We start from the raw sequence: 23,576 nt of genomic DNA on the forward strand, positions 1-23,576 counted from the left end.
GGAGGTATCACCAATTCCGGTCGAGATGAAACACGGCGCGTGCAGATGGCGGATTGTCAATGTCTTCACCACACAACGCTCTGGTTGAGCTTATTTCAGTGGGCTGGCGCCCCTGTTCGCCGCACCGGTCATCGAATATCGCTGTGCGCCGGCGGGCCAGAGCTTTTGTTTGCGTCAGCAAGCAATCTTGCGGATGAACTGGGCACTCTTTTGGCTCGGGCCGCCAGTGCCCCAAATCCCGGGCAGTAGACGGCCAAAATTTAATCAGTTGGGCTTTGATAATGAGCAGCTGAGAGGCTGAAACAGGCACCAATTCCAGAACACCGTAAAAATAAATAGCAATTTTTTTGAATACTTTTACCATGTGGTCAAATTAGGGGGCGGATGAATGTTTGACATCATCATCAGAAAGGCCAGCTTGCCGGATGGCCGCGAACCGTTGGATATTGCGATCAAGGGCGACCGTGTTGCGGAAATTGCCGCTGACATCATGGGTGAGGCGCGCGAAGAAATCGATGCAACGGGCCGCCTGGTTTCACCTCCGTTCGTCGACCCGCACTTCCATATGGACGCCACGCTGAGCCTCGGGTCGCCACGTATGAATGTTTCGGGCACGCTTTTGGAGGGCATCGCGCTTTGGGGAGAACTGAAGCCCCTTCTGACGCCCGAAGCGGTGATCGAGCGGGCCATGCGATATTGCGATCTGGCAGTGTCGCAGGGATTGCTGGCCATCCGTTCGCATGTGGATGTTTCGTCAACTCCGTTGGTGGGCGTCGAAGCTTTGCTGGAAGTGCGCAAGCTGGTTGCCCCCTATATTGACCTGCAATTGGTGGCATTCCCGCAAGATGGACTGTACCGCGCAGAAAATGCAGAGAAAAATCTGATCCAGGCGCTCGATATGGGGGTCGATGTGGTGGGCGGCATCCCGCATTTTGAACGCACGATGTCGGAAGGCGCCCGATCGGTCACCAGGCTGGCCGAGATTGCCGCAGATCGCGACCTGATGCTGGACCTGCACTGTGATGAAAGCGACGATCCGATGTCGCGCCATGTGGAAACCCTCGCCTATGAGACCACGCGCCTTGGGCTCGGGGGTCGTGTGACTGCAAGCCACGTCACCGCGATGCATTCATACGACAATTACTATGCCTCGAAGCTTGTTCCGCTGATCGCGGAAAGCGGCATGAACGTCGTACCGAACCCGCTTATCAATATCACGCTGCAAGGCCGCTCGGACACTTATCCGCGCCGCCGTGGCCTGACACGCGTACCAGAATTGCGTGCAGCAGGTGTGAACGTTTCCTTCGGGCAGGATTGCACCATGGATCCATGGTATTCTCTTGGGTCCGCCGACATGCTGGAAGTGGCCCATATGGGCGTGCATGCGGTGCCGATGACATCCCGCGAAGCGATGGAATGGGCTTTCACATCCGTTACCCAGAACGGTGCCAAGACCATGGGTCTGACTGACCCGACAATTCGCAAAGGCGGCCCAGCCAACATGGTTGTGCTGCAAGCGCGTGACCAGATTGAAGCTGTTCGCATGAAAGCCACACGTCTTGCCGTCATCAAAAACGGCAAGGTGCTGGCGCGCAGCGAACCAAGACTGGCCGCGCTTTCCCTGCCCGGCCGCCCCTCGACCCTGGATCCCGCGGATTACGCGCCCAGGCCCAATATTCAGGAAGACCACGAACAAAAATAATTGCCACCAACAGAAGAGGATACTCCGATGAAACTCACAACTACACGTCGTCAACTGATGGTCGGCGCCGCGGCCACGCTGGCCCTGCCGGCTTATATCCGCCGCGCCAATGCACAATCTGCGATCCGCGTCGCTGGCGTGCATATGTCTCCGGTCGAAAATGCATGGAACAGCCGGATCCACGTGGCGATGCAGGAAGCCGCCGAGGCTGGTCTGATCGAATATGAGTTTTCAGAGGGTGTGGCTCCGACCGACTATCCCCGTGCGATGCGCGAATACGCCGAAGGCGGCGCGCAAATCATTTGGGGCGAGTCTTACGCGGTGGAACGCGAAGCACGCGAAGTGGCTGGTGACTACCCCGATACCGCGTTTTTGATGGGGTCCTCCGGCGGACCGGAGGGCGACAATTTCGGAGTCTTCGGCACCCGCAACCACGAGGCGGCCTATTTGGCCGGAATGCTTGCCGGCCAAATGTCGGAAAGCAATGTTTTTGGTTCCGTCGGCGGTTATCCGATCCCCGAGGTGAACCTCCTGATCAATGCTTTCCGGATGGGCGTCAGTGAAGTGAACCCTGACGCCACTTTCCTTAACGGTTTCATCGGAGCATGGTTTGATCCGGCTCGCGCGCAGGAAGCCGCGATTGCCCAGATCGACGCGGGCGCGGACATCCTGTTTGGTGAACGCATAGGCACCGCAGACGCCGCTCAGGCGCGCGGCGTGAAGGCCATCGGTTCACTGATAGATTATACGCCGCGCTATCCCGGCACGGTCTTTGCCAACGCGATATGGAACTATGGGCCAACCATCGAAGCCATCGTGGCGGATGTTCAGGCCGGCAATCCCACCGGGCGCAATTATACCGAATATTCCTTCATGGCTCATGGCGGCAATGAGCTGATCTATGTCGCCGACGAAGTGCCTGCCGGCGCCATCCCTGCGATGGAGGCCAAACAGGCCGCGATCCAATCCGGCGAATGGGACGTTCCGATCGACGAAAGCGAGCCCTCCTGATCCCGGCGGCTTTGACGTGACCGATGCCACGGCTCTTGCTGCTGCCGTTTCTGCGGGGCAGATCACTGCCACCGATGCGATGGAAGCAAGCCTTTCCGCCTGCCACGCGCAGGCGGATCTGGGCGCCGTGGTGTTTCTGGACGAAGATATGGCCCGCGCCGGCGCGAGGGCGGCAGATGCAGCGCCATCGGACCAGCGCGGGCCCTTTCACGGGGTTCCGTTCCTGGTCAAAGACCTCGGCGGTTCCGCCAAAGGGCTGCCCGCTGCTGCCGGGTCTGCGGCAATCCGCGCGCAAGGGCTAAAACCCGAAACTGACAGCTGCCTGCTGCATGAATTGCGCCAGACCGGCCTGATCCCTTTTGGCGTGTCGGCAACACCGCCATTCGGCCTTTCCCTGACATGTGAACCAGATGGCATGGTTGCGGCCCGCAATCCGTGGAATCCCGCGTTGACGCCCGGTGGCTCATCTGGCGGCGCCGCGGCTGCGGTTGCAGGCGGCATCGTCGCCATTGCTCATGCCACGGACGCGGCCGGATCCATCAGAGTACCTGCCGCGTGCTGCGGCTTGACCGGGCTCAAGCCGTCACGTGGTGCGATGCCCGGAGGCCCTGATTTTACCAATCACCTGTTGGGGATAGCGTCAGAACTGGTTCTGGCACGGTCCGTTCGCGATGTGGAAACCGCCTTTCAAGCCGTAGCCCAGCCCATGGCCCCGGTATATCCGGCGGACCGCCCCCGCATTGCATTGGCACTGCCCGAGCGTTGCGGAACTGACCAGTGCAAAGCCGCCAAGGACGCGGCTGACGCTCTGCGCGATGCAGGCTGCGAGGTGTATGACATTTGTACCCCGGACGAGATGGGGGCCGAGGCTCATGCAATTGCCCGCACGATACTGGCTGTTTCGCTGGCCGAGTGGCTCATTGCACTCAGGATATCTGATGATCAGGTTCCACCGCTTGCCGCCGCCATGGCTGCCGAGGGCCGTGCCACATCTGCCACCGCGCTTTTTGCGACCTCAAGACAGCTTGCGCGCCTGACATATCGTGCTCGCAAGATTTTCAGTTCTGTGGATGCTGTCCTGATGCCGGTCCTATCGTCTGCGCCGCCCGTTATCGGCACTTTGGACCTTTCTGGCGCCTCCGCGGATGAACACATGGCGCGGCTGGAGGCCTTCGCCCCAAACGCAGCGCTTGCCAATGTTGCAGGCTTGCCGGCTTTGGCATTGCCTTTTGGCATGGCAAATGGCCTGCCAATCGGTGTGCAACTGATGGGACCACCCGGCTCGGATGTTGGGCTGCAGAAACTTGGTGCTCTGATCGAGGCGCGTGCGCCCGAACTTACCTTTCCGTCTCCAATCGCAGGCCTGCCCACATGAACAAGGTTCTGGAACTTCACGGCATAACAAAGCGTTTTGGAACGCTTACCGCCAATGATGATGTGACCCTGTCATTGGCCCAGGGTGAAATCCTTGCATTGTTGGGTGAAAATGGCGCAGGCAAAACGACGCTGATGAACATCCTGTTCGGCCACTACGCAGCAGACGAAGGCTCGGTTAGGGTGTTTGGCAAAGCGTTGCCTCCGGGTCTGCCCCGCGCAGCGATCGAGGTGGGTGTGGGCATGGTACACCAGCACTTTACGCTTGCGGGCAACCTCACGGTTCTTGAAAACGTCATGCTTGGTTCAGAACCCCTTACACGCGCACGGTCCGCACGTGGCGAGGCGCGCGCAAAGTTGTTGAAGATCGCGGATCGGTTTGGTCTGCCCGTGAACCCCGACGACAAGATCAAGTCCCTTTCCGTGGGTGAACGTCAACGCGTCGAAATTCTGAAAGCGCTGTACCGAGACGCGCGCATACTGATCCTGGATGAACCCACGGCCGTTCTGGCCCGGCCCGAGGCAATGCGCTTGTTTGAGACGCTGCGCGACATGACGAAAGAGGGTCTGTCGCTTATCTTCATCAGTCACAAACTGCATGAGGTCATGGCGGCCTCTGACCGTGTGGCCGTTCTTCGTGGCGGTAGGTTGGTCGCGGAACGCAGGACTTCGGAAACCACCCACGGAGAGTTGGCGGAACTGATGGTTGGCCGCAAAGTGGAACGACCCGTTCGTCAAGACCACGAGATTGGCGCGCCGGTTCTGGTCGCAAACGATGTGCGCGTGAAAGAAGACGGTGAATTGCGGCTGGATGACGTATCATTCACCGTCCATGCAGGCGAGATCCTTAGTATCGTCGGCGTATCAGGCAATGGTCAGGCCTCGCTTGGCGGGCTGTTGTCTGGACTGATCCACCCTAACGCCGGGCAGTTGACACTGCTGAACAAGGATATCGGCCATCTGGGCCCGCGTGGCATGATCCAGGCTGGCGCCGGCAGGGTACCGGAAGACCGCCATGCAGAAGGTGTCGTGGGTGAATTGAGCCTGTGGGAAAATGCAGTTCTTGAACGTCTGCGCACACCGGAGTTTTCGCGCCGAGGCTTTGTCCGACAACGCGCCGCCCGAGAATACACCGCAGGGCTTATCGAACGGTTTGATATCCGAGGGGCCAGTCCCGACACGCGCACACGGCTGCTGTCTGGCGGCAACATGCAAAAATTGATCCTGGGGCGGGTCCTGACCAACGGACCGCGTTTCGTGCTCGCCAACCAGCCGACGCGGGGCCTTGATGAAGGGGCAATTGCCGCAGTTCATGCCGAGCTTTTGGCCGCACGGGCCGAGGGTGCTGCGATCCTGCTTATTTCAGAAGAACTTGAAGAAGCCGTAGCTCTTTCAGACCGGATTCAGGCCATCGTAAAGGGTCGATTGTCGAAACCGATATCCGCTGATGAGGCTGACCCGCAACGTCTTGGCCTGATGATGGCAGGTGTCTGGAAGGAAGATGATGATGCGGCTTGAACGACGCACATATGTACCGCTGTACCTTGTGGTCATTGCGCCGCTGGCCGCGATCTTTACCGCGTTGTTATTGGCTGCGGGTTTAATCGCAGCGGCAGGTGTGAACCCGTTGACTGCCTATGGTGAAATGCTGACCGGCGCCCTTGGGTCACGCCTTTCGATCACCGAGATGCTGACCCGAGCCACGCCGCTGATATTTACCGGGCTGGCCGCGGCCGTCGCCTTTCGGGCGCGTCTTTGGAACATCGGCGGCGAGGGGCAGTTCTTTGTCGGCGCACTGATTACCGCCTGGATCGGGCATTCTCTCGGGGTTCCCGGGTGGATCGGTATACCGATTTTGATGCTGGCGGGCATGGCGGCGGGTGCGGCCCTGTTGGCGGGCCCCGCTTATTTGCGCCTGCGTTTCGGGGTGGATGAGGTGGTGACGACCCTGCTGCTCAACTTCATTGTGATCCTTTTCGTCGGCCTCATGATCGAGGGTCCGATGCGCGACCCGATGGCCTTTGGTTGGCCTTCCTCAGTGCCCGTGGGCGGAGAGTACCGCCTGCCGGATCTTATTCCCCGCACGCGCCTTCATATCGGGTTGGTTTTTGCCATCGCGGCAGCAGGTGTTGTTTGGCTGATCCTGGCCCGCACGGTTTTTGGGGCTGAAACACGCGCCGCAGGCTTGAACGCCGGTGCCGCCGCCTTTGCCGGAATTTCCCTTCCCAAAACGATCATGGGTGTGGCCCTGCTTTCAGGCGCTTTGGCAGGTCTGGCAGGTTCCGTCGAAGTCATGGGCGTCACAGCCGGGGTCACCACGACCATGAGCCCCGGATTCGGATATGCCGGCATCGTCGTCGCAATGCTGGCCGCATTGCATCCGGCGGGCGTGGTCGCAGCCGCGGTTTTCGTTGCCACCGTCTTTGTCGGGGCCGACGCCATGAGCCGCGCAACCGGCGTTCCCAGCTTCATTGCCGATGTGATCGTGGCGCTCTGCCTGCTCACCATGATCGTGGCCCTTCTTTTCACAACTTACCGGGTGCGCCGATGAGTGATGCAATTGATCTGCTGCTGAATACCAGCCTCTGGGCGTCCGTGCTGCGCATTGCAACGCCGCTTATTTTCGGAGTCCTCGGCGCGTTGCTCTGTGAACGTTCGGGTGTTCTCAATCTGGGGATCGAGGGGATCATGACCATGGGCGCGATGAGCGGTTGGCTTGCCGTCTACATGGGCGCACCTTTGCTGGTGGGCCTGATGATTGCCGCGCTTTGCGGCGCGGTGATGGGATTGCTGCACGCCATGCTGACGGTCCCGCTTGGTTTGTCGCAACATGTATCGGGGCTTGGCATTACGCTGTTTGCGTCCGCGTTGGCTTACTACCTTTACCGGTTGCTTGTTGAAGTGGGCGATCTGCCCCCGACGATAGAACCTTTCCAGCCTCTCGATGTTCCGGGTGTTTCCGACATCCCCATTCTGGGTCCGATCCTGTTTTCCCAGGCCCTGCCGACCTATCTGGCGCTGTTTGCGGTGGCTGTGATGGCTTACGTCCTTGCCCGGACACCGTTGGGGCTGGCCATTCGCATGACAGGTGAAAACCCGCACGCGGTCGAGGCGCAGGGGCTGAACCCCATCCGTATTCGCGTTGGTGCAGTGGTTCTCGGATCGGCGTTGATGGCAGTGGGTGGCGCGTTCCTGACGACAACGGCGTTCAACAGTTTTTTTCCGGGCATGGTTCAAGGACGCGGCTGGATCTGCATCGCGCTGGTTGTGTTCGCAAGCTGGCGGCCCGGCAAGGCGTTGATTGGCGCCGTGTTGTTTGCCTTTTTCGATGCATACCAATTGCGGCTGCAAACGGCGATTGAAGGCGTGCCATATCAACTCTTCCTGATGGCGCCCTATGTGCTTTCCATCGTCGCGCTCGTTCTCGTCGCCCGCAGGGCCGAGGTGCCTGCTGCGCTGATGGCACCCTATCGGCGCGGTGAACGCTAGGATCAGGGTTCACAACCAGTGGATGGGTTGTTGTTGCAAGCGCGAAAGGGGCAGGACATACATGAAACTTCGGGTCATGGCGGGTTGCGACATTTATACCCGTGCCTGTCGTATTAGGCGGGATCTTGCGTCAGCACTTTGGGCAAGAAGCCCTTGATCGCAATGCAGTACGCCAATAACCGGCGGCAATGACGATAGGAAAAGGCGGCCTCTGACGATGAGGAGCCGCCTTTTGTCTTTCGACCTGTTATTGTTGCCTAGTTGGCTGCCGCCTGCAATCTCCGGCGGTCAGCGGCGGTTGCATTTCTCTCGACAACGGTCCGGTTGAACGGGTCCTTCAATTCGTAACGGCCAAACTCGATCTCTTCTTTCCAGCCATTGGCATAGTTCACTTCGATATTGTTGCCCTGACGTTCAACCTTCGTCGGGCGGCTTCCCGCAGAACCTCCTTGGCCGGACGCGCGCACGTTGTCGATGGAGATACCATCTGCCAATGACCGGAGCCTTGAGACATCGGCGCCTGTCGCCAGCCGTTCTTCCACAGTGCGGTTCTGAGCATTCTTTCTTTCATACCGACCGTTTTCGATTTCTTCTTTGGTTCCATCGGCATAACGCACTTCGATGCCGTTGGCGTTCGTCTCAACCTTGGTTACGCCGGCAGTGCGCGATGACCCGCCTCCTGACCGGGATTGATCCTTTTTGCCGCTGCCTCGGTTCGACCGCTTCGAGTCATCATCATCGTCGTCGTCATCATCGTCATCATCGTCGCGACCACCTTTGCCGGATCCGGAATTGTCGTCGCGATCATCGTCCCTGTCGTCGTCGCGGTCATCGTCCCTGTCGTCGTCGCGATCACCCCCGCGACCACTGTTGCCCGACCCCGAGTTGTCGTCCCGTTCGCCGCCACGATCATCCCCCCGATCATCATCGCCGCCATCCCCGTCTTTTCCGCTGCCGCTTTTGGCAAAGGCATAGGCTGGTTCAAGGTGCAAGCGCCCTTCCGCGTCAAACTTCGGCGCGTAAGGCGTCGCGGCAATCAACGAAGCCAGTGCTGCGGTGCTGAGAAGCTGGCCCAGTTTTCCTTGAAGTTTCATTTTTTCGCCTCCAGTTCTGTTCGACCAATCTCATGGTGTCGGTGACAGATTACCCGGGGCGTTGCTTCCCGACATCGGGCTTAGGTCTGACGAATTGCAGGCCGAACGTCCCGGCCAAAACCACGACTTCCGTCGTAATCGATTGCACCGCGTGGTTTAGGAGATTTGGCTCGGTTTTGCTCCGTTGCCCTTCAACTCATCATCGGGTTCGAGATGAATGACAAAGACAGAACCAGGATAAATGCGTTCCAATGCGTGTTCGACTTCGTTGCAGATGTCATGCGCCGCGCTGACCGACATCGCGCCGTCCACAACGAGGTGAAACTCGACGAAGATGATATTTGCGGATCTGCGTCCCTTGAGGTCGTGATACTCCAGCGCAGCGCCAAGATTGTTTTCAATGGTGTCGGAAACAACTTGCAGGTCATGGTCGGAAAGGCTCACATCCATCAGGCCGTCAACGGACGCTCGAATGACTTTCCATCCTTCCCACAGGATGTTCAGCGCGACCAGAATTGCAAGGATCGGGTCAAGGATCAGCCAGCCGGTGACAAGTGCAAGCATGAGTCCCGCGATGACACCCGCTGACGTCATGACATCTGTAAAAATATGCCGCGAGCTTGCCTCCAATGCAGGTGAACCCTCGCGCCTGCCGATTCTGAGCAATAAGTAGGCCCATGCGCCATTCACGCCCGTTGCAATGACATTGACGGCGATTCCAAGAAAAGGCGCATCCTCAAGATGCGGATTGGGAAGTGCCAGCACGGCCTCTCTGATGATCAAGAACGCCGCCAACACAATCAATGCGCCTTCGACAACAGCGGAAAGATACTCAGCTTTCTTGTGACCAAAGGGGTGGTTTTCATCAGGGGGCTTGTTTGCAACCCGAACCGCGAAATAAGCCAGCAGGGCCGCCGCGACATTGACGGTGGATTCCATCGCGTCCGACAACAACGCCACCGAACCTGTCAGCCACCAGGCCAGCAGCTTCAGGGCCAGTACCGCCAGGGATATCGGAATGGACCAAAGAGCGATTTTTTGTGTCATTTGGCCACGACCCTCAATCAATCCTAAACAGAAACGCGGGCGTGTGCTGCGTTCCGGTGCCCAGAACGTAAAACAGGAGTTTGGCGAAAAGGGAATAGGCCTTGCGGCTTCGTGCTGACGGCTGGCAAGGACATCTGGCATCGGCCGCATGGCGCCAAAAAGGGTTACTCTGACGGCGAGCCTGTCGGTGACGCGGGCACGGCCTTGAGATAGGCCGCAATCGCCAGACGGTCGTCATCCGTAAGGCGGGATGTGTTTTTGATGACTTCCACCATCTCACCACCCGCGCTGTCATAGTCCGGCGTGAAGCCGGATTTCAGATATTCGGCAATATCAGCCTCGGACCAATCCAGTTGGGCAGAAGTCAGCCCGGGGATGCGTCCCTTTCCGCTGGGGTTTGGTGCACCTGTCAGCCAGAGATCGTGTTTCAGGCCTCCTAACCCGTTACGCGGCGTGTGACATTCTGCGCAATGTCCCAACACCTCTACCAGGTATCGGCCTTGAATTTGCTGGTCAGTCAGATCGCCTTGCACAACCCAGCCCGGTTTCAGATACAACAGCTTCCACCCGCCCAGCCCGCGTCGAATATTGAAGGGAAAGCCAACCTCGTGCGCTGCGCTTTGGGTTGGAACCGCCGGCAGAGTGCCGAGGAAGGCATGCAGCGAAACAACGTCCTCGGCTGACATGTTGGCGTAGGATGTATAGGGGAATGCGGGGAAATAATGCTGTCCTTCGGGCCCGGTCCCGTGAAGCAGAGCATTGGCCAGATCCAATGCGGACCACGATCCGATGCCGGTAACCGGATCACTGGATATGTTCGGGGCTATGAACGTGCCGAAATCCGACGCAAACCGACGGCCGCCAGCGAGCACCAGCTTTTCCTCATCCGTTGCGTTCGGAGCAGAATGACAGGACGCGCATCCAGCCGCGTAAAACACTGTCTCACCTCGACTGAGATCCGGAACAACCCCGTTCAGTTGTGTCTGGTCAACTGTTTTCGGACGAGTCAGCACCAAACCGACCAGCCCGACCAGTACAGCGATACCTGCGGCGAAAATGAACAAACGCCGCATGGCTAGCGCTCCTTTAGTCTTTCGGCGCCCTGTAAGCTTTGTGACAGGCCGAGCACGATCCGCCCAGATCACCCATCGCCGCCTTCAGGGCATCGACATCCTGGCCTGCCGCCGCCTGCATCGCAACGGCGGCTTCAGCCATGGCCTGACCTTTTGCAATTACATCCGGGAAGTTCTCCCAGATGGCTGGCAAGGCTCGGGTGGACGGGTCGGACGCATTGTCGGATCCGGCAGGCCACATCGCGGATTGATCGATCTGCGTCAGCACAACCAGGTTGTTCGCGGCCCGTGTTGCTGCCTCGGCATCATATTCAACCTCTCCCTTGGCCATGCCGCCCAATGTGCCAAGATTGAAGGCATAGAGCTGCATGATTGAGGTCCGAGCCTTCACCGCAGGATTTTCGCTTTCATGGGCGATGGCTGATCCAATGATGGCTACCGACAACAAACCTGTAGCAACGGCCGGGATTTTCTTGATCATTGTGCGTCTCCCTGTTCAATGCGTCGGATATTAACCTGAACAATTTTTCTTGTAATTGTTTGTTATTCGTCGTTCCTTGTTAATTTATGCACAACCAAAACTGGGATGATCTTCGATACGCGCTGGCCGTAAGGAAACACGGATCACTGAATGCGGCGGCCGGGGCGCTGGGTGTCACTCATGCAACGGTGCTGCGCAGAGTCGCCGCGCTTGAAGACCGTTTTGGATGCGTGATCTTTCAAAAACACCCGTCAGGGTACACCGCCCTGCCCGAGGCCAGAGCCATTCTTTCGGCGATGGAAAGCGTTGAAGAGGCCGTACTTTCCGTAGAGCGGGCAATAGTGGGGGCAAACCGGTCCCCTGCGGGTCAGGTCCGCATTGCGTCCACGGACAGCCTTTGTCAGCTTGTTTTGCCTCAAATTCTGACTGAGATATCGCGGCTCTACCCCGACTTGGAACTGACTTTGTTAAGCGGCAACAGCCATCATGATCTGTCAAGGTTGACCGCGGACATCGCCGTGCGACCCTCGATCAAACTTGAGGAAGGGCTTGTCAGCGAACGTGCAGGAACCCTGTCATTCGGCGTTTTTGACGACGGTTCCCCAAACCGAAAATGGATGAGGCTTGATGGGGCGTTGAGCCGCTCGCTTCCCGCCAAATGGTTGGCCGAACATGTCAGCGCCGATGAAATGACCAACGGAGCAGACAGCTTTTTGGTGCTTCAGCAAATGGCGGCCTCCGGGGCGGGCAAAGCGTTTCTGCCCTCGTTTATCGGGAACGCGGATCCTCGGCTTCATCGGTCGTCAGAAATTGATCCCGGAATAGATGTTCCGCTCTGGGTGGCGACTCTGGACGAGATAGCGCGCACTCCCAGATTTGCCATTGTGCAAAGAGCTTTGGTTGAACGCCTGTCCATTGCTCTGCCGGGGTGACAAAAAAATACTCGCCCGTAGGTGTGGCTCCTCCGAGGACGGCTTTGGGCCGATGCGCTGGTCGTCTGGACGGAGTTTTGAGCGAACTCCGTGTACCTCCTGCAAGGCCACGCGTGCCTTCTGTCCGCCGCCTGCGCGATTGCGCGATCAAGGGGTCGACATGATCCAAATTCTGAAACCGAACACTGATGAGTTCAGACCAAGGTCGGTGGCGCGGTCAGGGATTGTCGTTCATAGTTGAACACGAAATGAGACCCGAGATTTCCGATCTGTCAGTTCGCAATTGGTCATTGTCGCGAGTTTTTCTTGCGGCCTGCATTGTCGTGATGGGAACGGCCACCGCGATAGTTGGCGTGTGGGTGTCAAATCGGATCGAGAATGCAGTTGTCCAAAACTCCGCCAACTCCGCGGCGCTATATATGGAGAGCATCGTATCCCCTCTCAGCCAGGAACTTGCATACGGGGATCGTCTTTCCGATCAAGCAAGGCGGGCACTGGACGAAATATTCATGACCCAGCCACTGCGTGACCGCATTGTGTCCTTCAAGTTTTGGAAGCAAGGCGGCGTGATCGCGCACGCGTCGGATCCGACCATCATTGGAAGCCGTTTCGATCCGACTGACGATCTGAGCCGAGCCTGGAGTGGAGAGATTTCGGGTTCGTTCGAAGATCTCGACCATGCCGAAAGCGCCGCAGAAGCAGCACTTGGGATCCCGCTGCTTGAAGTGTACAGCCCGATCCGAGAACTCTGGTCGGGCGATATCATTGCAGTTGCAGAGTTTTATGAAAAAGCGGAACAGCTGGAAGTTGATATGGCCAGAGCCCGGCGGACAAGCTGGCTAGTCGTCGGATCAGCGTTTACGGCAAGTACAATCGTTCTGTTTTCCATCGTGGCAATCGGTGACAACACCATTCGACGCCAGGGGCGCCTGTTGGAGCGGCGCCTGAAAGAGAGCGAGCAGATGGCAGAGCAGAACGCCAGGCTGCGGTCGCGCGTGGTCGAAGCGTCGGAACGATATGCCACGCAAACGGATCGCTTTCTGAAGAAACTTGGTTCCGAGCTTCATGACGGCCCAGCTCAATACCTGTCCCTTGCGGCCCTCAGGTTGGAGGCGGCGTTCTCGGACAGGCCAGAAAAGCCTGCGGAAGCTGAGGAAATACAACAGTCTTTGCAGAAGTCCCTGGCCGAAATTCGTGCGTTGTCGCGGGGCTTGTCCGCTCCGGACATCGACAATCTGGCGCTGATTGATGTGGTGAAAAGAGCCATAGAAGATCACTCGGAACACAGCCCGCTGCGGCCAGAAGTTTCACTTCAGGGAAGCCAGACGATCGAGTTGTCCGTCTCCGACAAGTTGTGTGTTTTTCGGTTCCTTCAGGAAACGCTTTCCAATGCCGCCAGGTATGCTCCGAATTCTCGATGCACCGTCATTTGCAAGGCGCATGACGATCGGGTCGTCATTCATGTCGACGATGACGGGCCCGGATTTGACCCCTCGGACGGAAAAGTACTGCGCGACGATGGAGGCCAGGGGCTTCTGGGTTTGCGAGATCGTGTTGAGAGTATCGGTGGCAGGTTCGAAGTCTGGTCAAGCCCTGGCAAAGGCACCTCTGTCACAATGACATTATTTCCCAGAAAGATGAGTACGTCATGACAACATCTGTCGTAATAGCGGATGATCACCCGATTTTCAGGGACGGTTTGCACCGGACATTGGACGAAGCCGATGGTTTCGAAGTTCTCGCTGCCGGCTCGAGCGCGGATGAGGCAGTTTCACTTGTCGGCATTCATCAACCTGACATCGCCATCCTCGATCTTTCGATGCCCGGGGGCGGCATAAATGCGACGCGAAAAATCGCGGCTATGGCAAACCCGCCATTCATCGCGATATTGACGGTCTCGGAAAACAACAGTGACGTTGCGGATGCTTTGGAAGCAGGGGCAATCGGCTACATCGTCAAAGGTGTGACAGCCAGCGAATTGACAGCCTCATTGCGCAGCATCGCCGCAGGTGAAGGATTCGTGTCGCCCGGGTTGGCCTCGCGCGTGCTGCTTCAGATCAACAGAGAGGCAGAAGCTTCCAAAGACAGTGATGTTCTGGATGATCTCACGCATCGCGAGGAAGAAATACTTCGACGTGTGGCGAAGGGGATGAGCAATCGGGAGATCGCAGATCAACTGGATCTTCAGGAAAAAACCGTAAAGCACTATATGACGGCAATCCTGTCCAAGCTCCACGCCCGAAACCGGGTCGAGGCCGCGCTGATCGCGCACGATGCTTGGGGCAAGACCGACTAAGCCGCGGATCAAACGTGATTGCATGCTCAATGCGGGCCCTATCACTTCGAAAAGCGTGTGCACCCGGGATCTGAGATTTCAGTTTCGTGCCGGCAGATCCAGTTGGTGGCAAGCTTTGTTGCACATGTTCGTATATGGGCATGCTTCGCGCTGTACCACCTCAAAGCGCATGCCCAAAGTGATCTGTCGGTCAGGGCCCTGGCGACCCTGGCCGCGACCGGATGGCGTGGTTCGGCGGATCTTTTGGCCTAACTCTCAGGCCTGTGCCGGAACCCATCCAAATAGGGGTCGGATTTGAGACGCTTGGCCGCAAAATCGACAAAGGCGCGCACTTTTGCAGACACGGTGCGGCCCTCTTGATGCACAAGATGGATGGGGACCTCGGGTGGTTCATACGAATTCAGAACGGTTCTGAGCCGCCCGTCCGCAACGTAGGGTGCAACCTGATAGGATAAAAGCCGCCCGATGCCATGCCCTTGCAGGGCCAGCTCGATCACCGCGTCATTGGTGTTCATGCTGATGCGCGGGTTCACGCGCTTTGTCACGACCGTGTCGCTTTTTTGAAAATGCCATTGGGCCGAGGCGTGCAGGGCGGTTGAATTTATGATGGCGTGATTGGCAAGGTCGTCGGGTGTGCCTGGTTCGCCGCGCGCATCGAGATATGCCGGAGCGGCAAACACGACCTGCCTCACCGCGCCACATCTCACCGCCATCAGGCTTGAATCTGCAAGGTTTCCAATCCTGATGCCGACGTCGAGGCCCTCATCCACCAGATTGACCACGCGGTCCACATAGAGAGTGCGCGCAGAGAGCTTTGGATGCAGTTCCAGAAATTCACCCAGAATCGGAGTGACGAACATACGGCCGAACAACACCGATGCGGTCACGCTGAGTTCCCCGGTCGGTTCGGCATAGGATCCGACAGCGGCACGCTCTGCCTCCTCGAGATCCATCAGAATGCGTCTGGCATCTTCAAAGAACCTTCGCCCGCTGTCCGTCAGCATGACTGATCGCGTGGTGCGCACAAAAAGACGAAGCCCCAAGCTGTCCTCCAGCATGGAGACCAGTCGGGTTACCGTTGGTGGTGACATATTGAGGTGGCGCGCTGCGGCAGCGAAGCCATTCAGCTCGGCCACCTTCACAAAAACGCTCAGTGCGTGAAATCTATCCAAACGACTATTCCATATTTTGGAATAATATATTGCCAAATAGGGACATTCTGCAACACCAAAGCTTTGACTAGCTTCATCTCAACCCCAGGGCTCTGCCCGGCTGAGATGGAGAATTCAATGACACGCCCATTTGCAGAAATCAGTTTTACGCCTTCTGTACGTGCAACACAGGCCAAGAACGGATCGGCTGAAGGCTACGCAAAGTTTCTGGCCGGCGCTGTTCAGGAAGACCTCATCAGCCCGGTCGAAGCCAGCTTCATCGCACAAAGGGACGGCTTTTATCAGGCGACCGTCTCTGAAACCGGCTGGCCTTATGTTCAATTCCGCGGCGGACCGGCAGGCTTTCTGAAAGTGCTGGATGAACGGACGCTGGCCTACGCGGATTTTCGCGGCAACCGGCAATATCTGAGCGCAGGTAACTTGCTGAACAACGACCGCATTTCTTTGATCCTGATGGACTATCCCAACCGGAGACGCCTCAAGATCTGGGGCCGGGCGAAACTTGTTGATGGCGCGGATGATCCGGCCCTGATGCAACGTTTGCATGACCCGAATTACAGGGGCCGCCCGGAGCGGGCCATTGTGATCAAGCTGGAAGCGATGGACTGGAACTGCCCGCAGCACATCCCCCAACGCCTGACCCTGGAAGAGTTTGAAGAGCACATGGCGCCGCTTCGCGATGAACTGGCGGAACTGAAAGCTCAAAACGCAGAGCGCAACGAAAAGCCCGGCCATAAACGCTGACCGATGCTGAACCCCGCGCGTTCAGACGCGCCCCAAAACCCCAAGAAAGGAAATACCCATGTCGCGCAATCTGAAATCCATCCTGAGCGCCAGTCTTCTCGCGCTTACCATCGCGGTGCCATTAACTCCGGCCCCTGCAATCGCCAATGAGACTGGCATTGAAGCCACACAAGCGGTCAATTTCCGCGCCGAAAAAATCGGCGAGGTCAATATCGCCTATCGTGAGGCCGGAGACCCGAGCAGGCCAACCGTTCTGTTGCTTCATGGGTTTCCGACCTCGTCACATATGTTCCGCAACCTTATCCCTGAACTGGCCAAGAACTATCACGTGATCGCGCCCGATTTTCCCGGATTTGGGGCGTCGGATATGCCGCAAGCCGAAGACTTCGAGTATTCCTTTGCGAATATCGCCGAAATCATGACCTCCCTGCTGGATCGGAAAGGTGTCGATCAATACGCGGTCTATCTGATGGATTACGGTGCCCCGGTTGGATTCCGGATGTTTGCCGAACAGCCCGAACGGGTCACCGGCTTCGTCATTCAGAACGGCAATGCGTATGAGGAAGGGCTGCGCGAATTCTGGGACCCGATCAAAGCCTATTGGGCCGACCCCTTGAAAGAGAATGGCGACCAGCTTCGTGGGTTTCTTACTCTGGATGCGACCAAGTGGCAGTTCACCCATGGTGTACAAAGGCCGGAACTGATCAGCCCGGACAACTATTGGCACGTCCAATACCTGCTTGATCGCGAAGGTAATCAGGAGGTGCAACTTGAACTTTTCCTGGACTACGGCACCAACGTCGCCGAGTACCCGAAATGGCAGGCGTTGTTTCGTGAGCATCAACCACCTGCGCTGCTGATGTGGGGTAAGAATGATCACATCTTTCCGGCCGAAGGCGCCCTGCCCTATCAACGCGACCTGAAGGATCTTGAGTTTCATCTGCTTGATACCGGACACTTCGCGCTGGAAGAATATGGGCCTGAAATTACGGAACGGATGACCGCATTCCTGCATCGCATCACCGCCGCCGGCAACTGATGCGCAACTGGCCGCGCCTCGATCAAAGGCGCGGCCTCATGTTTGGAGACGATCAATGAATACGCAAACAAACACTGCCAAGGAAGTCACGGTTGAAATCGTGCACGGGTTTGTCGATGGCGGCACCGGAGGAAACCCCGCAGGCGTCGTTCTGGACGCTGATGATCTGAGCGCGCAAGATATGCAAACCGCGGCGGCAAGAGTTGGATTGTCCGAGACGGCGTTTGTCTCGCGGTCCAAGACGGAAGGCTTCAAGCTGGATTTCTTCACACCGAACCGGCGCATCGCTCATTGCGGTCATGCAACAATCGCCGCCTTCTCTCACCTTGATGCACTTGGCCGGATCCCCAAGCCCGATACGTCAAAGGAAACTATTGATGGCCCCAGGCGCATACTCACGAAAGACGGCGCCGCCTATATGGAACAATTGGCCCCACGCTACTCGGGTGCTCAGGAATGGATCTAAAAGGGCGTGAAACTCGACGATGTGCTGAGCTCTCTCGGGGTCGACAAAACTGACCTGGATCAGAGGTTTGCTCCGGTTTTGGTCAACACCGGCAACAGCTTCATCCTCGTCGGTCTTTCGGATGCGGCGGGCCTTGCCAAAATCAGACCAGATTTGGCCAAAATCAAGCAAATCAGCGAGCAACTGGATCTGATTGGCTATTACGTATTCACGAAAGACCCTTCAATCACCAGCCGGGACGCCACAACCCGTATGTTCGCACCCAGATACGCGATAGATGAAGAAGCCGCCACGGGGATGGCACCCGGGCCACTTGCATGCGTGTTGCATGATTTCGGCGGCACGTCTCAGCGATCATTTGAAATCGAACAAGGGGTGTTTATGAACCCGGCAAGCCCGAGCCTGATAAAGGTCGAACTTGACATCGAGAATGGTGCGATCACGGGCCTCATGGCGGGTGGTTACGGAAAAGCCATGACCTCGGCCCGGATTGCTTTGTGACACGAAAAGGCCAGGTGTGTCCGCAGCATCAGCTTCGGATGCGCCCAGGTCCTTGAACTCGAATACGTTTCGTCCAAGGGTCCTGCGACGGGACCTTAGTCAGCGCAGTGCGAGGCCCGGTCGCCCGCAGCCCAAATCGAAACCGGCCATTGAGGACAATGTAGAAGCTTGCGATTCTCAATCCATGTTGTCCGGATCAATGTGGCGATCCGGTATGGGACTGCCTTGATGCTCCTTTTCGACGAGAGAGTACAACTCGATGGATCCGGCAAGCCCTCGAACTTCGTGAAACCCACAAGCAGAGAACAGGTCAGGCGAAGCAGCGGCAACGGCTGACGTCGCCAGAACTCTGTGGCCCAGGGATTTCGTCAACCCCTCAATACGGCTTGCGAGGTTGACTGCCCTACCCAGAACAGTGAAATCCAGCCTGCCGGGACTGCCGATATTGCCATAGCTGACCTGTCCGACATTGATCCCGATGCCTATATCCAACGGCGGCTTCCGAGCCTCTTCGCGGCGATGGTTGAGTGCGGCCAAACCGGTCAATACGCTTTGAGCGGCCCGTGCTGCCCTTTTGCATTGGTCGTTCAAATCTTGCTGTGTCGCGACGGTGAATATCGACAGAATGCCGTCTCCCATAAACTTGAGAATGTCGCCGCCATTCTCTTCGACAGACTGCACGACCAGATCAAAATATCCACTCAGCATGTCGAAAACGTCCTCTTCGGATGCCCTGTCCGAAAGAGCGGTGAAACCGCGCAGGTCAGAGAACATGACAACTGCGTCAAGGGTCGTGCGTTCCCCTCGCTTGATCCGCCCGTTCCACACAGCATCAGAGGGCCCATCGCCAAGATAGGTTCTCAGAAGACCTTTGGACGACTTGCGCATTGTGACCGGTTCCAGAGCAGAGGACAAAGCGGGCAATGCATCCTCGATCATTTTCAGATGCCGGGGCGAGAAGCCTTCTGGCGACCGGGTGACAAAAGTGCAGCCGTGCAGCGATCCGTCTCCGTAATATAGCAGCGTAGCATAGTAATCGGTGCCACCCAGCTCGGCGAAATCAAGATATGATGAGTGCTCGGTCTTGGGATCCAATTGCCGTAGACTTTTGTGAAGTGGCTTCCGGTGTTCTAGAATGTATTCGAATGAGCTGCCGACATACCCATCCGTCAGCATGGTCTCATGTGTTACGTCATAGCTTTCGGTGCCATCCGGTGTCCAAACGATCCCCCATGCGATGAGCAGCGGATTGGCGAAACGCTGACCGATATTGACCCGCCAGAGCGGCACACCCGCCTCGATCAGAGACGAACAGAAATATGACACCACTTTTTCCGGGTCATCCGAACGACGCCCCTCGGCAATCATCCAATTGGTCAGTTGGGCAATAGCATCCATAGTTTAAAACCAATCGCTTAGATAAGATCGTCAAGAATTTGGGTTCAGTGTTCGATCATATTATTCTAACCTTTTTCTTACCCCGTCCAAGCCTGCTGTTCGGTCCACAGTTATCGGCCGTAAGCGCCGGCCAAGCCACACGCAGACCTTCCTGGATACGTTTTGCCAGCCTTGTCATCAATTTGAATGAATCTTGCAAAAAGGCCGGCGTCACTCTCGAAATCCCTTTGAACGCCTTGTCGCGCGCTGGTTGCACGAGGCCGCTCTGGCTATTGATTTATTAGCGCGCGCAAAGAATATGTAAATCTATGATAAGTTCACGGCGAACAAAACCAGCAGGCAGACTGGCATGACCAAGATAAAGAATATGGAAGAGTTTGCAGCGCTCAGCGGCATCTCGCGCCCCACGGTATCCAAATACTTTCACGATCCCGACAGCGTTCGCCCCACGACGCGGGCCCGAATCGAAGAGGCGCTGGAACGGTTCGACTATCGCCCCAACATTTACGCGGTGAACCAGAACCGGAAGCTTACCAAGAATATCGGTATCGTCGTACCGTATCTGGCCGATCCGTTCTTTGCAGAAATCGCACGCTATCTGGAACAAAGCTGTATCGCGGCCGGATACCGTCCGTTCCTGTTCAGCTCTCATGGTGAACAAAAGCTGGAAAACGAAATTCTGGACGGCCTGCAATCCATGAAGCCGGCAGGGGTACTTTTGGCGCCTCTCGGACGCGTTTCGGACAGATCAGCAATAGAGAAATTCTGTGCCAATGTTCCGACGATCTTGTTTGACAGTAATCTCGATGGTTTGGGGGCTGCATTCGTTGGTTCTGATAACTTCAGTTTTGTTTCGCAAACCGTCGAATACATGACCCGCACTGGTGAACCGCCTTCGTTCTTTGAAATGCGCACACCTGCGAACCCAAACGCCAACAAGCGAAGGAAAGCCTATATCAAAGTGATGGAACGTCTCGGACTCGAGCCGCATATTATCAAAGTTGAAGGCAAAGGCTGGGCGTTTGAAGAAATCGGCCAAAGAGGGGCGCTGAAAGTTCTGGAAGAACGCGGTTTGCGAACCGACTCGGTACTATGCAGCAATGATCGACTGGCCATTGGCTTTCTTGCAGCTTGCTACAAACAGGGGATTCGCGTCGGTCGTGATGACAGTTGCGCGCTGCGCGTGGCCTCAAATGATGACCATCCCTTTGCGCAGTTCACTTGCCCATCCCTGACAACGGCGGCTCATGACTATGACAATGTCGCCGGTCGCAGCGTCGAAACCCTGTTTCAACTCATTGAAAGTGGAGGGAAATTCAAGACGCGATCAGAAACGTTGTTTCCCGCAAGATTGGTTTTGAGGGATTCCGCGTAACCAACAACTTTTAACGCGCGTAAAGTTTTTATTGATGCCGCGACAATTTAAATACTACTTTCTGTGTACGGCATCCAAGCTCAGGGAGGACAAGGATGTATTTGAAGAACGCACTTCGTGCGGCGACGGCATTGACCTTTGTCGCAACGGCCGCGGCCCATGCAGAAACGATCACGATCGCAACCGTCAATAATGGCGACATGATCCGGATGCAGGGCTATACCGACAACTTTACCGAGGCGACTGGTATCGACGTGGAATGGGTGACGCTGGAGGAGAACGTCTTGCGTCAGCGTGTTACCACCGACATCACCACCAAGGGCGGTCAGTTCGATATCATGACCATCGGCATGTACGAAACGCCGATCTGGGGCGCGAATGGCTGGTTGGTTCCTTTGGATGGACTGTCAGAGGAATATGATGTCGGCGATCTGCTTCCTGCGATGGCGGGTGGCCTGAGCCATGAGGGCACGCTGTATGCGGCACCGTTCTATGGCGAAAGCTCGATGATCATGTATCGCACCGATCTGATGGAAAAGGCCGGGATGGAGATGCCTGAGGCGCCGACATGGCAGTTTATCCGCGAGGCGGCGGCTGCGATGACGGACCGTGACAACGACATCAACGGCATCTGCCTGCGTGGCAAGGCGGGTTGGGGTGAAGGCGGTGCCTTTATCACCGTGACTGCGAATTCCTTTGGTGCGCGATGGTTTGATGAAGACTGGAAACCTCAGTTTGATCAGCCCGAATGGAAAGAGGCGCCGACCTTTTTTGTCGACATGATGAATGAATCCGGCCCTGCCGGTTACGCGACCAACGGCTTCAACGAAAACCTGTCGCTGTTCCAGCAGGGCAAGTGCGGAATGTGGATCGACGCCACTGTTGCGGCGTCCTTCGTGACAAATCCGGATGATTCAACTGTCGCGGACAAGGTCGGGTTTGCACTGGCACCAAATTCGGAAGGCGTCGACAAGCGCGCCAACTGGCTGTGGGCCTGGGCACTGGCCATTCCGGCGGGAACCCAGAAAGAGGATGCAGCCAAGCAGTTCATCGAATGGGCGACCTCGAAGGATTACATCGAGCTGGTGGCGGAAAACGAAGGTTGGGCCAATGTCCCTCCGGGCGCGCGTACCTCGCTTTATGAGAATGCGAACTACAAGGACATTCCGTTCGCCAAGATGACGCTCGAGTCGATCCTGTTGGCCAACCCGCAGAACTGCTGTGCCAAGCCAACACCCTATACTGGCATCCAGTTCGTTGCGATCCCGGAATTCGCAGGCATTGCCACACAGGTCAGTCAGGAATTCTCGGCGGTTTATGCCGGACAGCAGACTGTAGATGAAGCGCTTGAAAAGGCGCAGGCCTTTACAGCCGAAGAAATGAAAGCCGCAGGGTACTGAGGCATCCCTCCCAGTAGGGGACAGGTAATCTGTCCCCTGCTCTCTCCACTTCCACAACTCGCGTTTTTCTCGCAGGCTGAGTTACGCCTGAACAGAGAGGGTTTGCGTAATGGCTACTCAACACTCCCGATCCGTTGCTCGCCTGATGATGGCACCCGCAGTGGTCCTGCTGCTTGGCTGGATGCTCGTGCCATTGACGATGACGCTGTACTTTTCTTTCAAGAAATATCTGCCTCTGCGCGGGGGTGATCTGGGCTGGGTCGGGTTCGACAACTACGTCCGCTTTGTCTCGTCCAGTACATTCTGGCCCGCGGTGCAGGCAACACTGGTCATTGTTGGCGGTGTTCTTATCATAACCGTCATTCTCGGAATTCTGCTTGCCATGCTGCTGGATCAGCCGATGTGGGGGCAAGGCATTGTCCGAATCCTTGTCATCGCGCCGTTCTTCGTCATGCCCACTGTGTCTGCGCTGGTGTGGAAGAACATGTTTATGGACCCGGTCAATGGATTGCTGGCCCATCTGTGGCGTTTTTTCGGGGCCGAGCCGATCTCGTGGTTGTCCGAGGCGTCGATGACCTCGATCATCATGATCGTTTCGTGGCAATGGCTGCCCTTTGCAACGCTAATCCTGTTGACCGCCATTCAGTCGCTGGACAGCGAGCAACTGGAAGCAGCCGAGATGGATGGTTCACCGCCGTTGAAGCGCTTTTATCACATCCTTCTGCCGCATCTTGGCCGTGCGATCACCATTGTGATCCTGATCCAAACAATCTTTCTTTTGTCGATTTTCGCCGAGATCTTCGTGACCACCGGCGGCGCTTTCGGCACCCGTACACTCACCTACCTGATCTTCCAGCGCGTGTTGGAAAGCCAGAATGTCGGCCTTGGATCAGCCGGAGGTGTCTACGCAATCATCCTTGCCAATATCGTTGCGATCTTCCTGATGCGCATCGTCGGCAAGAACCTGGACGCGTGAGGAGGA

The 23,576-nt window shown here is 56.9% G+C and carries 21 protein-coding genes and 1 pseudogene; 15 read left to right on the forward strand and 7 right to left on the reverse strand.

Annotated elements, in window-relative coordinates; all coding sequences use genetic code 11:
- Window positions 1-7: 7 nt before the first annotated feature.
- Window positions 8-364, reverse strand: coding sequence for a hypothetical protein (locus GS620_RS08505; protein WP_171119286.1), 357 nt, complete (start codon window positions 362-364; stop codon window positions 8-10).
- A 24-nt stretch (window positions 365-388) separates the two neighbouring features.
- Between GS620_RS08505 and GS620_RS08510 the strand changes: the two genes are divergently transcribed.
- Genes GS620_RS08510 through GS620_RS08535 form a run of 6 tightly spaced genes read left to right on the forward strand, consistent with a single transcriptional unit; the run spans window position 389 to window position 7,576 of the window.
- Window positions 389-1,702 (forward strand): amidohydrolase family protein, encoded by a 1,314-nt coding sequence (locus GS620_RS08510; RefSeq protein WP_171615225.1) that lies wholly within the window; start codon window positions 389-391, stop codon window positions 1,700-1,702.
- A 27-nt stretch (window positions 1,703-1,729) separates the two neighbouring features.
- The gene (locus GS620_RS08515; protein ID WP_171615227.1) at window positions 1,730-2,713 is read left to right on the forward strand and encodes a BMP family protein; all 984 of its coding nucleotides are present in this window, start codon (window positions 1,730-1,732) and stop codon (window positions 2,711-2,713) included.
- A gap of 16 nt (window positions 2,714-2,729) precedes the next feature.
- Window positions 2,730-4,088: an amidase gene (locus GS620_RS08520; RefSeq protein ID WP_171615230.1), complete on the forward strand. Its 1,359-nt coding sequence runs from the start codon at window positions 2,730-2,732 to the stop codon at window positions 4,086-4,088.
- On the forward strand, window positions 4,085-5,605 hold the full coding sequence (locus tag GS620_RS08525) for an ABC transporter ATP-binding protein (RefSeq protein WP_171615232.1): 1,521 nt from the start codon (window positions 4,085-4,087) through the stop codon (window positions 5,603-5,605). Before GS620_RS08520 ends, GS620_RS08525 begins: the two co-directional genes overlap by 4 nt.
- Window positions 5,595-6,638 (forward strand): ABC transporter permease, encoded by a 1,044-nt coding sequence (locus GS620_RS08530; protein WP_171615234.1) that lies wholly within the window; start codon window positions 5,595-5,597, stop codon window positions 6,636-6,638. The genes GS620_RS08525 and GS620_RS08530 overlap by 11 nt, the downstream gene beginning before the upstream one ends.
- Entirely contained in the window at window positions 6,635-7,576 is a 942-nt protein-coding gene (locus GS620_RS08535; RefSeq protein ID WP_171169638.1) for an ABC transporter permease, read from the forward strand. The genes GS620_RS08530 and GS620_RS08535 overlap by 4 nt, the downstream gene beginning before the upstream one ends.
- 257 nt (window positions 7,577-7,833) lie before the next feature.
- Here GS620_RS08535 and GS620_RS21840 read toward each other — a convergent pair whose 3' ends face one another.
- From GS620_RS21840 to GS620_RS08555, 4 genes are all read right to left on the reverse strand, one after another.
- Window positions 7,834-8,670 (reverse strand): hypothetical protein, encoded by an 837-nt coding sequence (locus tag GS620_RS21840; RefSeq protein WP_216597847.1) that lies wholly within the window; start codon window positions 8,668-8,670, stop codon window positions 7,834-7,836.
- A gap of 156 nt (window positions 8,671-8,826) precedes the next feature.
- Complete coding sequence (locus GS620_RS08545; protein ID WP_216597848.1) at window positions 8,827-9,717, reverse strand: cation diffusion facilitator family transporter; 891 nt, start codon at window positions 9,715-9,717, stop codon at window positions 8,827-8,829.
- A gap of 164 nt (window positions 9,718-9,881) precedes the next feature.
- Window positions 9,882-10,790 carry a cytochrome c gene (locus GS620_RS08550; protein ID WP_171615236.1) on the reverse strand — a complete coding sequence of 303 codons (909 nt, stop codon included), beginning with the start codon at window positions 10,788-10,790 and terminating at the stop codon, window positions 9,882-9,884.
- Window positions 10,791-10,803: 13 nt separating this feature from the next.
- Window positions 10,804-11,271, reverse strand: coding sequence for a cytochrome c (locus GS620_RS08555; protein ID WP_171615238.1), 468 nt, complete (start codon window positions 11,269-11,271; stop codon window positions 10,804-10,806).
- Window positions 11,272-11,357: 86 nt separating this feature from the next.
- On the opposite strand from GS620_RS08555, the gene GS620_RS08560 reads away from it, so the two are divergent.
- The 3 genes from GS620_RS08560 (at window position 11,358) to GS620_RS08570 (ending at window position 14,499) form a co-directional block, all read left to right on the forward strand.
- On the forward strand, window positions 11,358-12,203 hold the full coding sequence (locus GS620_RS08560) for a LysR family transcriptional regulator (protein ID WP_171330925.1): 846 nt from the start codon (window positions 11,358-11,360) through the stop codon (window positions 12,201-12,203).
- A gap of 509 nt (window positions 12,204-12,712) precedes the next feature.
- A complete protein-coding gene (locus GS620_RS08565) occupies window positions 12,713-13,855 on the forward strand; it encodes a sensor histidine kinase (RefSeq protein WP_171615240.1) in 1,143 nt (380 codons plus the stop codon).
- On the forward strand, window positions 13,852-14,499 hold the full coding sequence (locus tag GS620_RS08570) for a response regulator transcription factor (protein WP_171615242.1): 648 nt from the start codon (window positions 13,852-13,854) through the stop codon (window positions 14,497-14,499). Before GS620_RS08565 ends, GS620_RS08570 begins: the two co-directional genes overlap by 4 nt.
- A 248-nt stretch (window positions 14,500-14,747) precedes the next feature.
- Here GS620_RS08570 and GS620_RS08575 read toward each other — a convergent pair whose 3' ends face one another.
- Window positions 14,748-15,671 (reverse strand): LysR family transcriptional regulator, encoded by a 924-nt coding sequence (locus GS620_RS08575; protein WP_171119298.1) that lies wholly within the window; start codon window positions 15,669-15,671, stop codon window positions 14,748-14,750.
- Window positions 15,672-15,788: 117 nt separating this feature from the next.
- On the opposite strand from GS620_RS08575, the gene GS620_RS08580 reads away from it, so the two are divergent.
- From GS620_RS08580 to GS620_RS22015, 3 genes and pseudogenes are all read left to right on the forward strand, one after another.
- On the forward strand, window positions 15,789-16,415 hold the full coding sequence (locus GS620_RS08580) for a pyridoxamine 5'-phosphate oxidase family protein (protein ID WP_171119299.1): 627 nt from the start codon (window positions 15,789-15,791) through the stop codon (window positions 16,413-16,415).
- A gap of 58 nt (window positions 16,416-16,473) precedes the next feature.
- On the forward strand, window positions 16,474-17,454 hold the full coding sequence (locus GS620_RS08585) for an alpha/beta fold hydrolase (protein ID WP_171615244.1): 981 nt from the start codon (window positions 16,474-16,476) through the stop codon (window positions 17,452-17,454).
- Between the two features lie 55 nt (window positions 17,455-17,509).
- Window positions 17,510-18,421 (forward strand): annotated as a pseudogene (locus GS620_RS22015) (PhzF family phenazine biosynthesis protein).
- A gap of 177 nt (window positions 18,422-18,598) precedes the next feature.
- On the opposite strand, the gene GS620_RS08595 reads toward GS620_RS22015, so the two are convergent.
- Entirely contained in the window at window positions 18,599-19,819 is a 1,221-nt protein-coding gene (locus GS620_RS08595) for an adenylate/guanylate cyclase domain-containing protein (RefSeq protein WP_171615246.1), read from the reverse strand.
- Between the two features lie 349 nt (window positions 19,820-20,168).
- Between GS620_RS08595 and GS620_RS08600 the strand changes: the two genes are divergently transcribed.
- The 3 genes from GS620_RS08600 (at window position 20,169) to GS620_RS08610 (ending at window position 23,570) form a co-directional block, all read left to right on the forward strand.
- Window positions 20,169-21,194 (forward strand): LacI family DNA-binding transcriptional regulator, encoded by a 1,026-nt coding sequence (locus GS620_RS08600; protein ID WP_152460298.1) that lies wholly within the window; start codon window positions 20,169-20,171, stop codon window positions 21,192-21,194.
- Window positions 21,195-21,289: 95 nt separating this feature from the next.
- The gene (locus GS620_RS08605) at window positions 21,290-22,594 is read left to right on the forward strand and encodes a sugar ABC transporter substrate-binding protein (RefSeq protein WP_171615248.1); all 1,305 of its coding nucleotides are present in this window, start codon (window positions 21,290-21,292) and stop codon (window positions 22,592-22,594) included.
- A 109-nt stretch (window positions 22,595-22,703) separates the two neighbouring features.
- The gene (locus GS620_RS08610) at window positions 22,704-23,570 is read left to right on the forward strand and encodes a carbohydrate ABC transporter permease (RefSeq protein WP_171330907.1); all 867 of its coding nucleotides are present in this window, start codon (window positions 22,704-22,706) and stop codon (window positions 23,568-23,570) included.
- Window positions 23,571-23,576 lie beyond the last annotated feature (6 nt).

Source organism: Ruegeria sp. HKCCD6428 (assembly GCF_013110595.1).
Taxonomy (GTDB): Bacteria; Pseudomonadota; Alphaproteobacteria; order Rhodobacterales; family Rhodobacteraceae; genus Ruegeria.

Excerpts from the sequence above, each read along its gene's own strand:
- GS620_RS08510 (WP_171615225.1), top strand. The coding sequence starts at position 389 with ATGTTTGACATCATCATCAGAAAGGCCAGCTTGCCGGATGGCCGCGAA.
- GS620_RS08565 (WP_171615240.1), top strand. The coding sequence starts at position 12,713 with ATGACCCAGCCACTGCGTGACCGCATTGTGTCCTTCAAGTTTTGGAAG.
- GS620_RS08525 (WP_171615232.1), top strand. The coding sequence starts at position 4,085 with ATGAACAAGGTTCTGGAACTTCACGGCATAACAAAGCGTTTTGGAACG.
- GS620_RS08570 (WP_171615242.1), top strand. The coding sequence starts at position 13,852 with ATGACAACATCTGTCGTAATAGCGGATGATCACCCGATTTTCAGGGAC.
- GS620_RS08550 (WP_171615236.1), bottom strand. The coding sequence starts at position 10,790 with ATGCGGCGTTTGTTCATTTTCGCCGCAGGTATCGCTGTACTGGTCGGG.
- GS620_RS08530 (WP_171615234.1), top strand. The coding sequence starts at position 5,595 with ATGCGGCTTGAACGACGCACATATGTACCGCTGTACCTTGTGGTCATT.
- GS620_RS08555 (WP_171615238.1), bottom strand. The coding sequence starts at position 11,271 with ATGATCAAGAAAATCCCGGCCGTTGCTACAGGTTTGTTGTCGGTAGCC.
- GS620_RS08595 (WP_171615246.1), bottom strand. The coding sequence starts at position 19,819 with ATGGATGCTATTGCCCAACTGACCAATTGGATGATTGCCGAGGGGCGT.
- GS620_RS08585 (WP_171615244.1), top strand. The coding sequence starts at position 16,474 with ATGTCGCGCAATCTGAAATCCATCCTGAGCGCCAGTCTTCTCGCGCTT.
- GS620_RS08560 (WP_171330925.1), top strand. The coding sequence starts at position 11,358 with ATGCACAACCAAAACTGGGATGATCTTCGATACGCGCTGGCCGTAAGG.
- GS620_RS08600 (WP_152460298.1), top strand. The coding sequence starts at position 20,169 with ATGACCAAGATAAAGAATATGGAAGAGTTTGCAGCGCTCAGCGGCATC.
- GS620_RS08605 (WP_171615248.1), top strand. The coding sequence starts at position 21,290 with ATGTATTTGAAGAACGCACTTCGTGCGGCGACGGCATTGACCTTTGTC.
- GS620_RS08580 (WP_171119299.1), top strand. The coding sequence starts at position 15,789 with ATGACACGCCCATTTGCAGAAATCAGTTTTACGCCTTCTGTACGTGCA.
- GS620_RS21840 (WP_216597847.1), bottom strand. The coding sequence starts at position 8,670 with ATGAAACTTCAAGGAAAACTGGGCCAGCTTCTCAGCACCGCAGCACTG.
- GS620_RS08505 (WP_171119286.1), bottom strand. The coding sequence starts at position 364 with ATGGTAAAAGTATTCAAAAAAATTGCTATTTATTTTTACGGTGTTCTG.
- GS620_RS08545 (WP_216597848.1), bottom strand. The coding sequence starts at position 9,717 with ATGACACAAAAAATCGCTCTTTGGTCCATTCCGATATCCCTGGCGGTA.
- GS620_RS08535 (WP_171169638.1), top strand. The coding sequence starts at position 6,635 with ATGAGTGATGCAATTGATCTGCTGCTGAATACCAGCCTCTGGGCGTCC.
- GS620_RS08610 (WP_171330907.1), top strand. The coding sequence starts at position 22,704 with ATGGCTACTCAACACTCCCGATCCGTTGCTCGCCTGATGATGGCACCC.
- GS620_RS08515 (WP_171615227.1), top strand. The coding sequence starts at position 1,730 with ATGAAACTCACAACTACACGTCGTCAACTGATGGTCGGCGCCGCGGCC.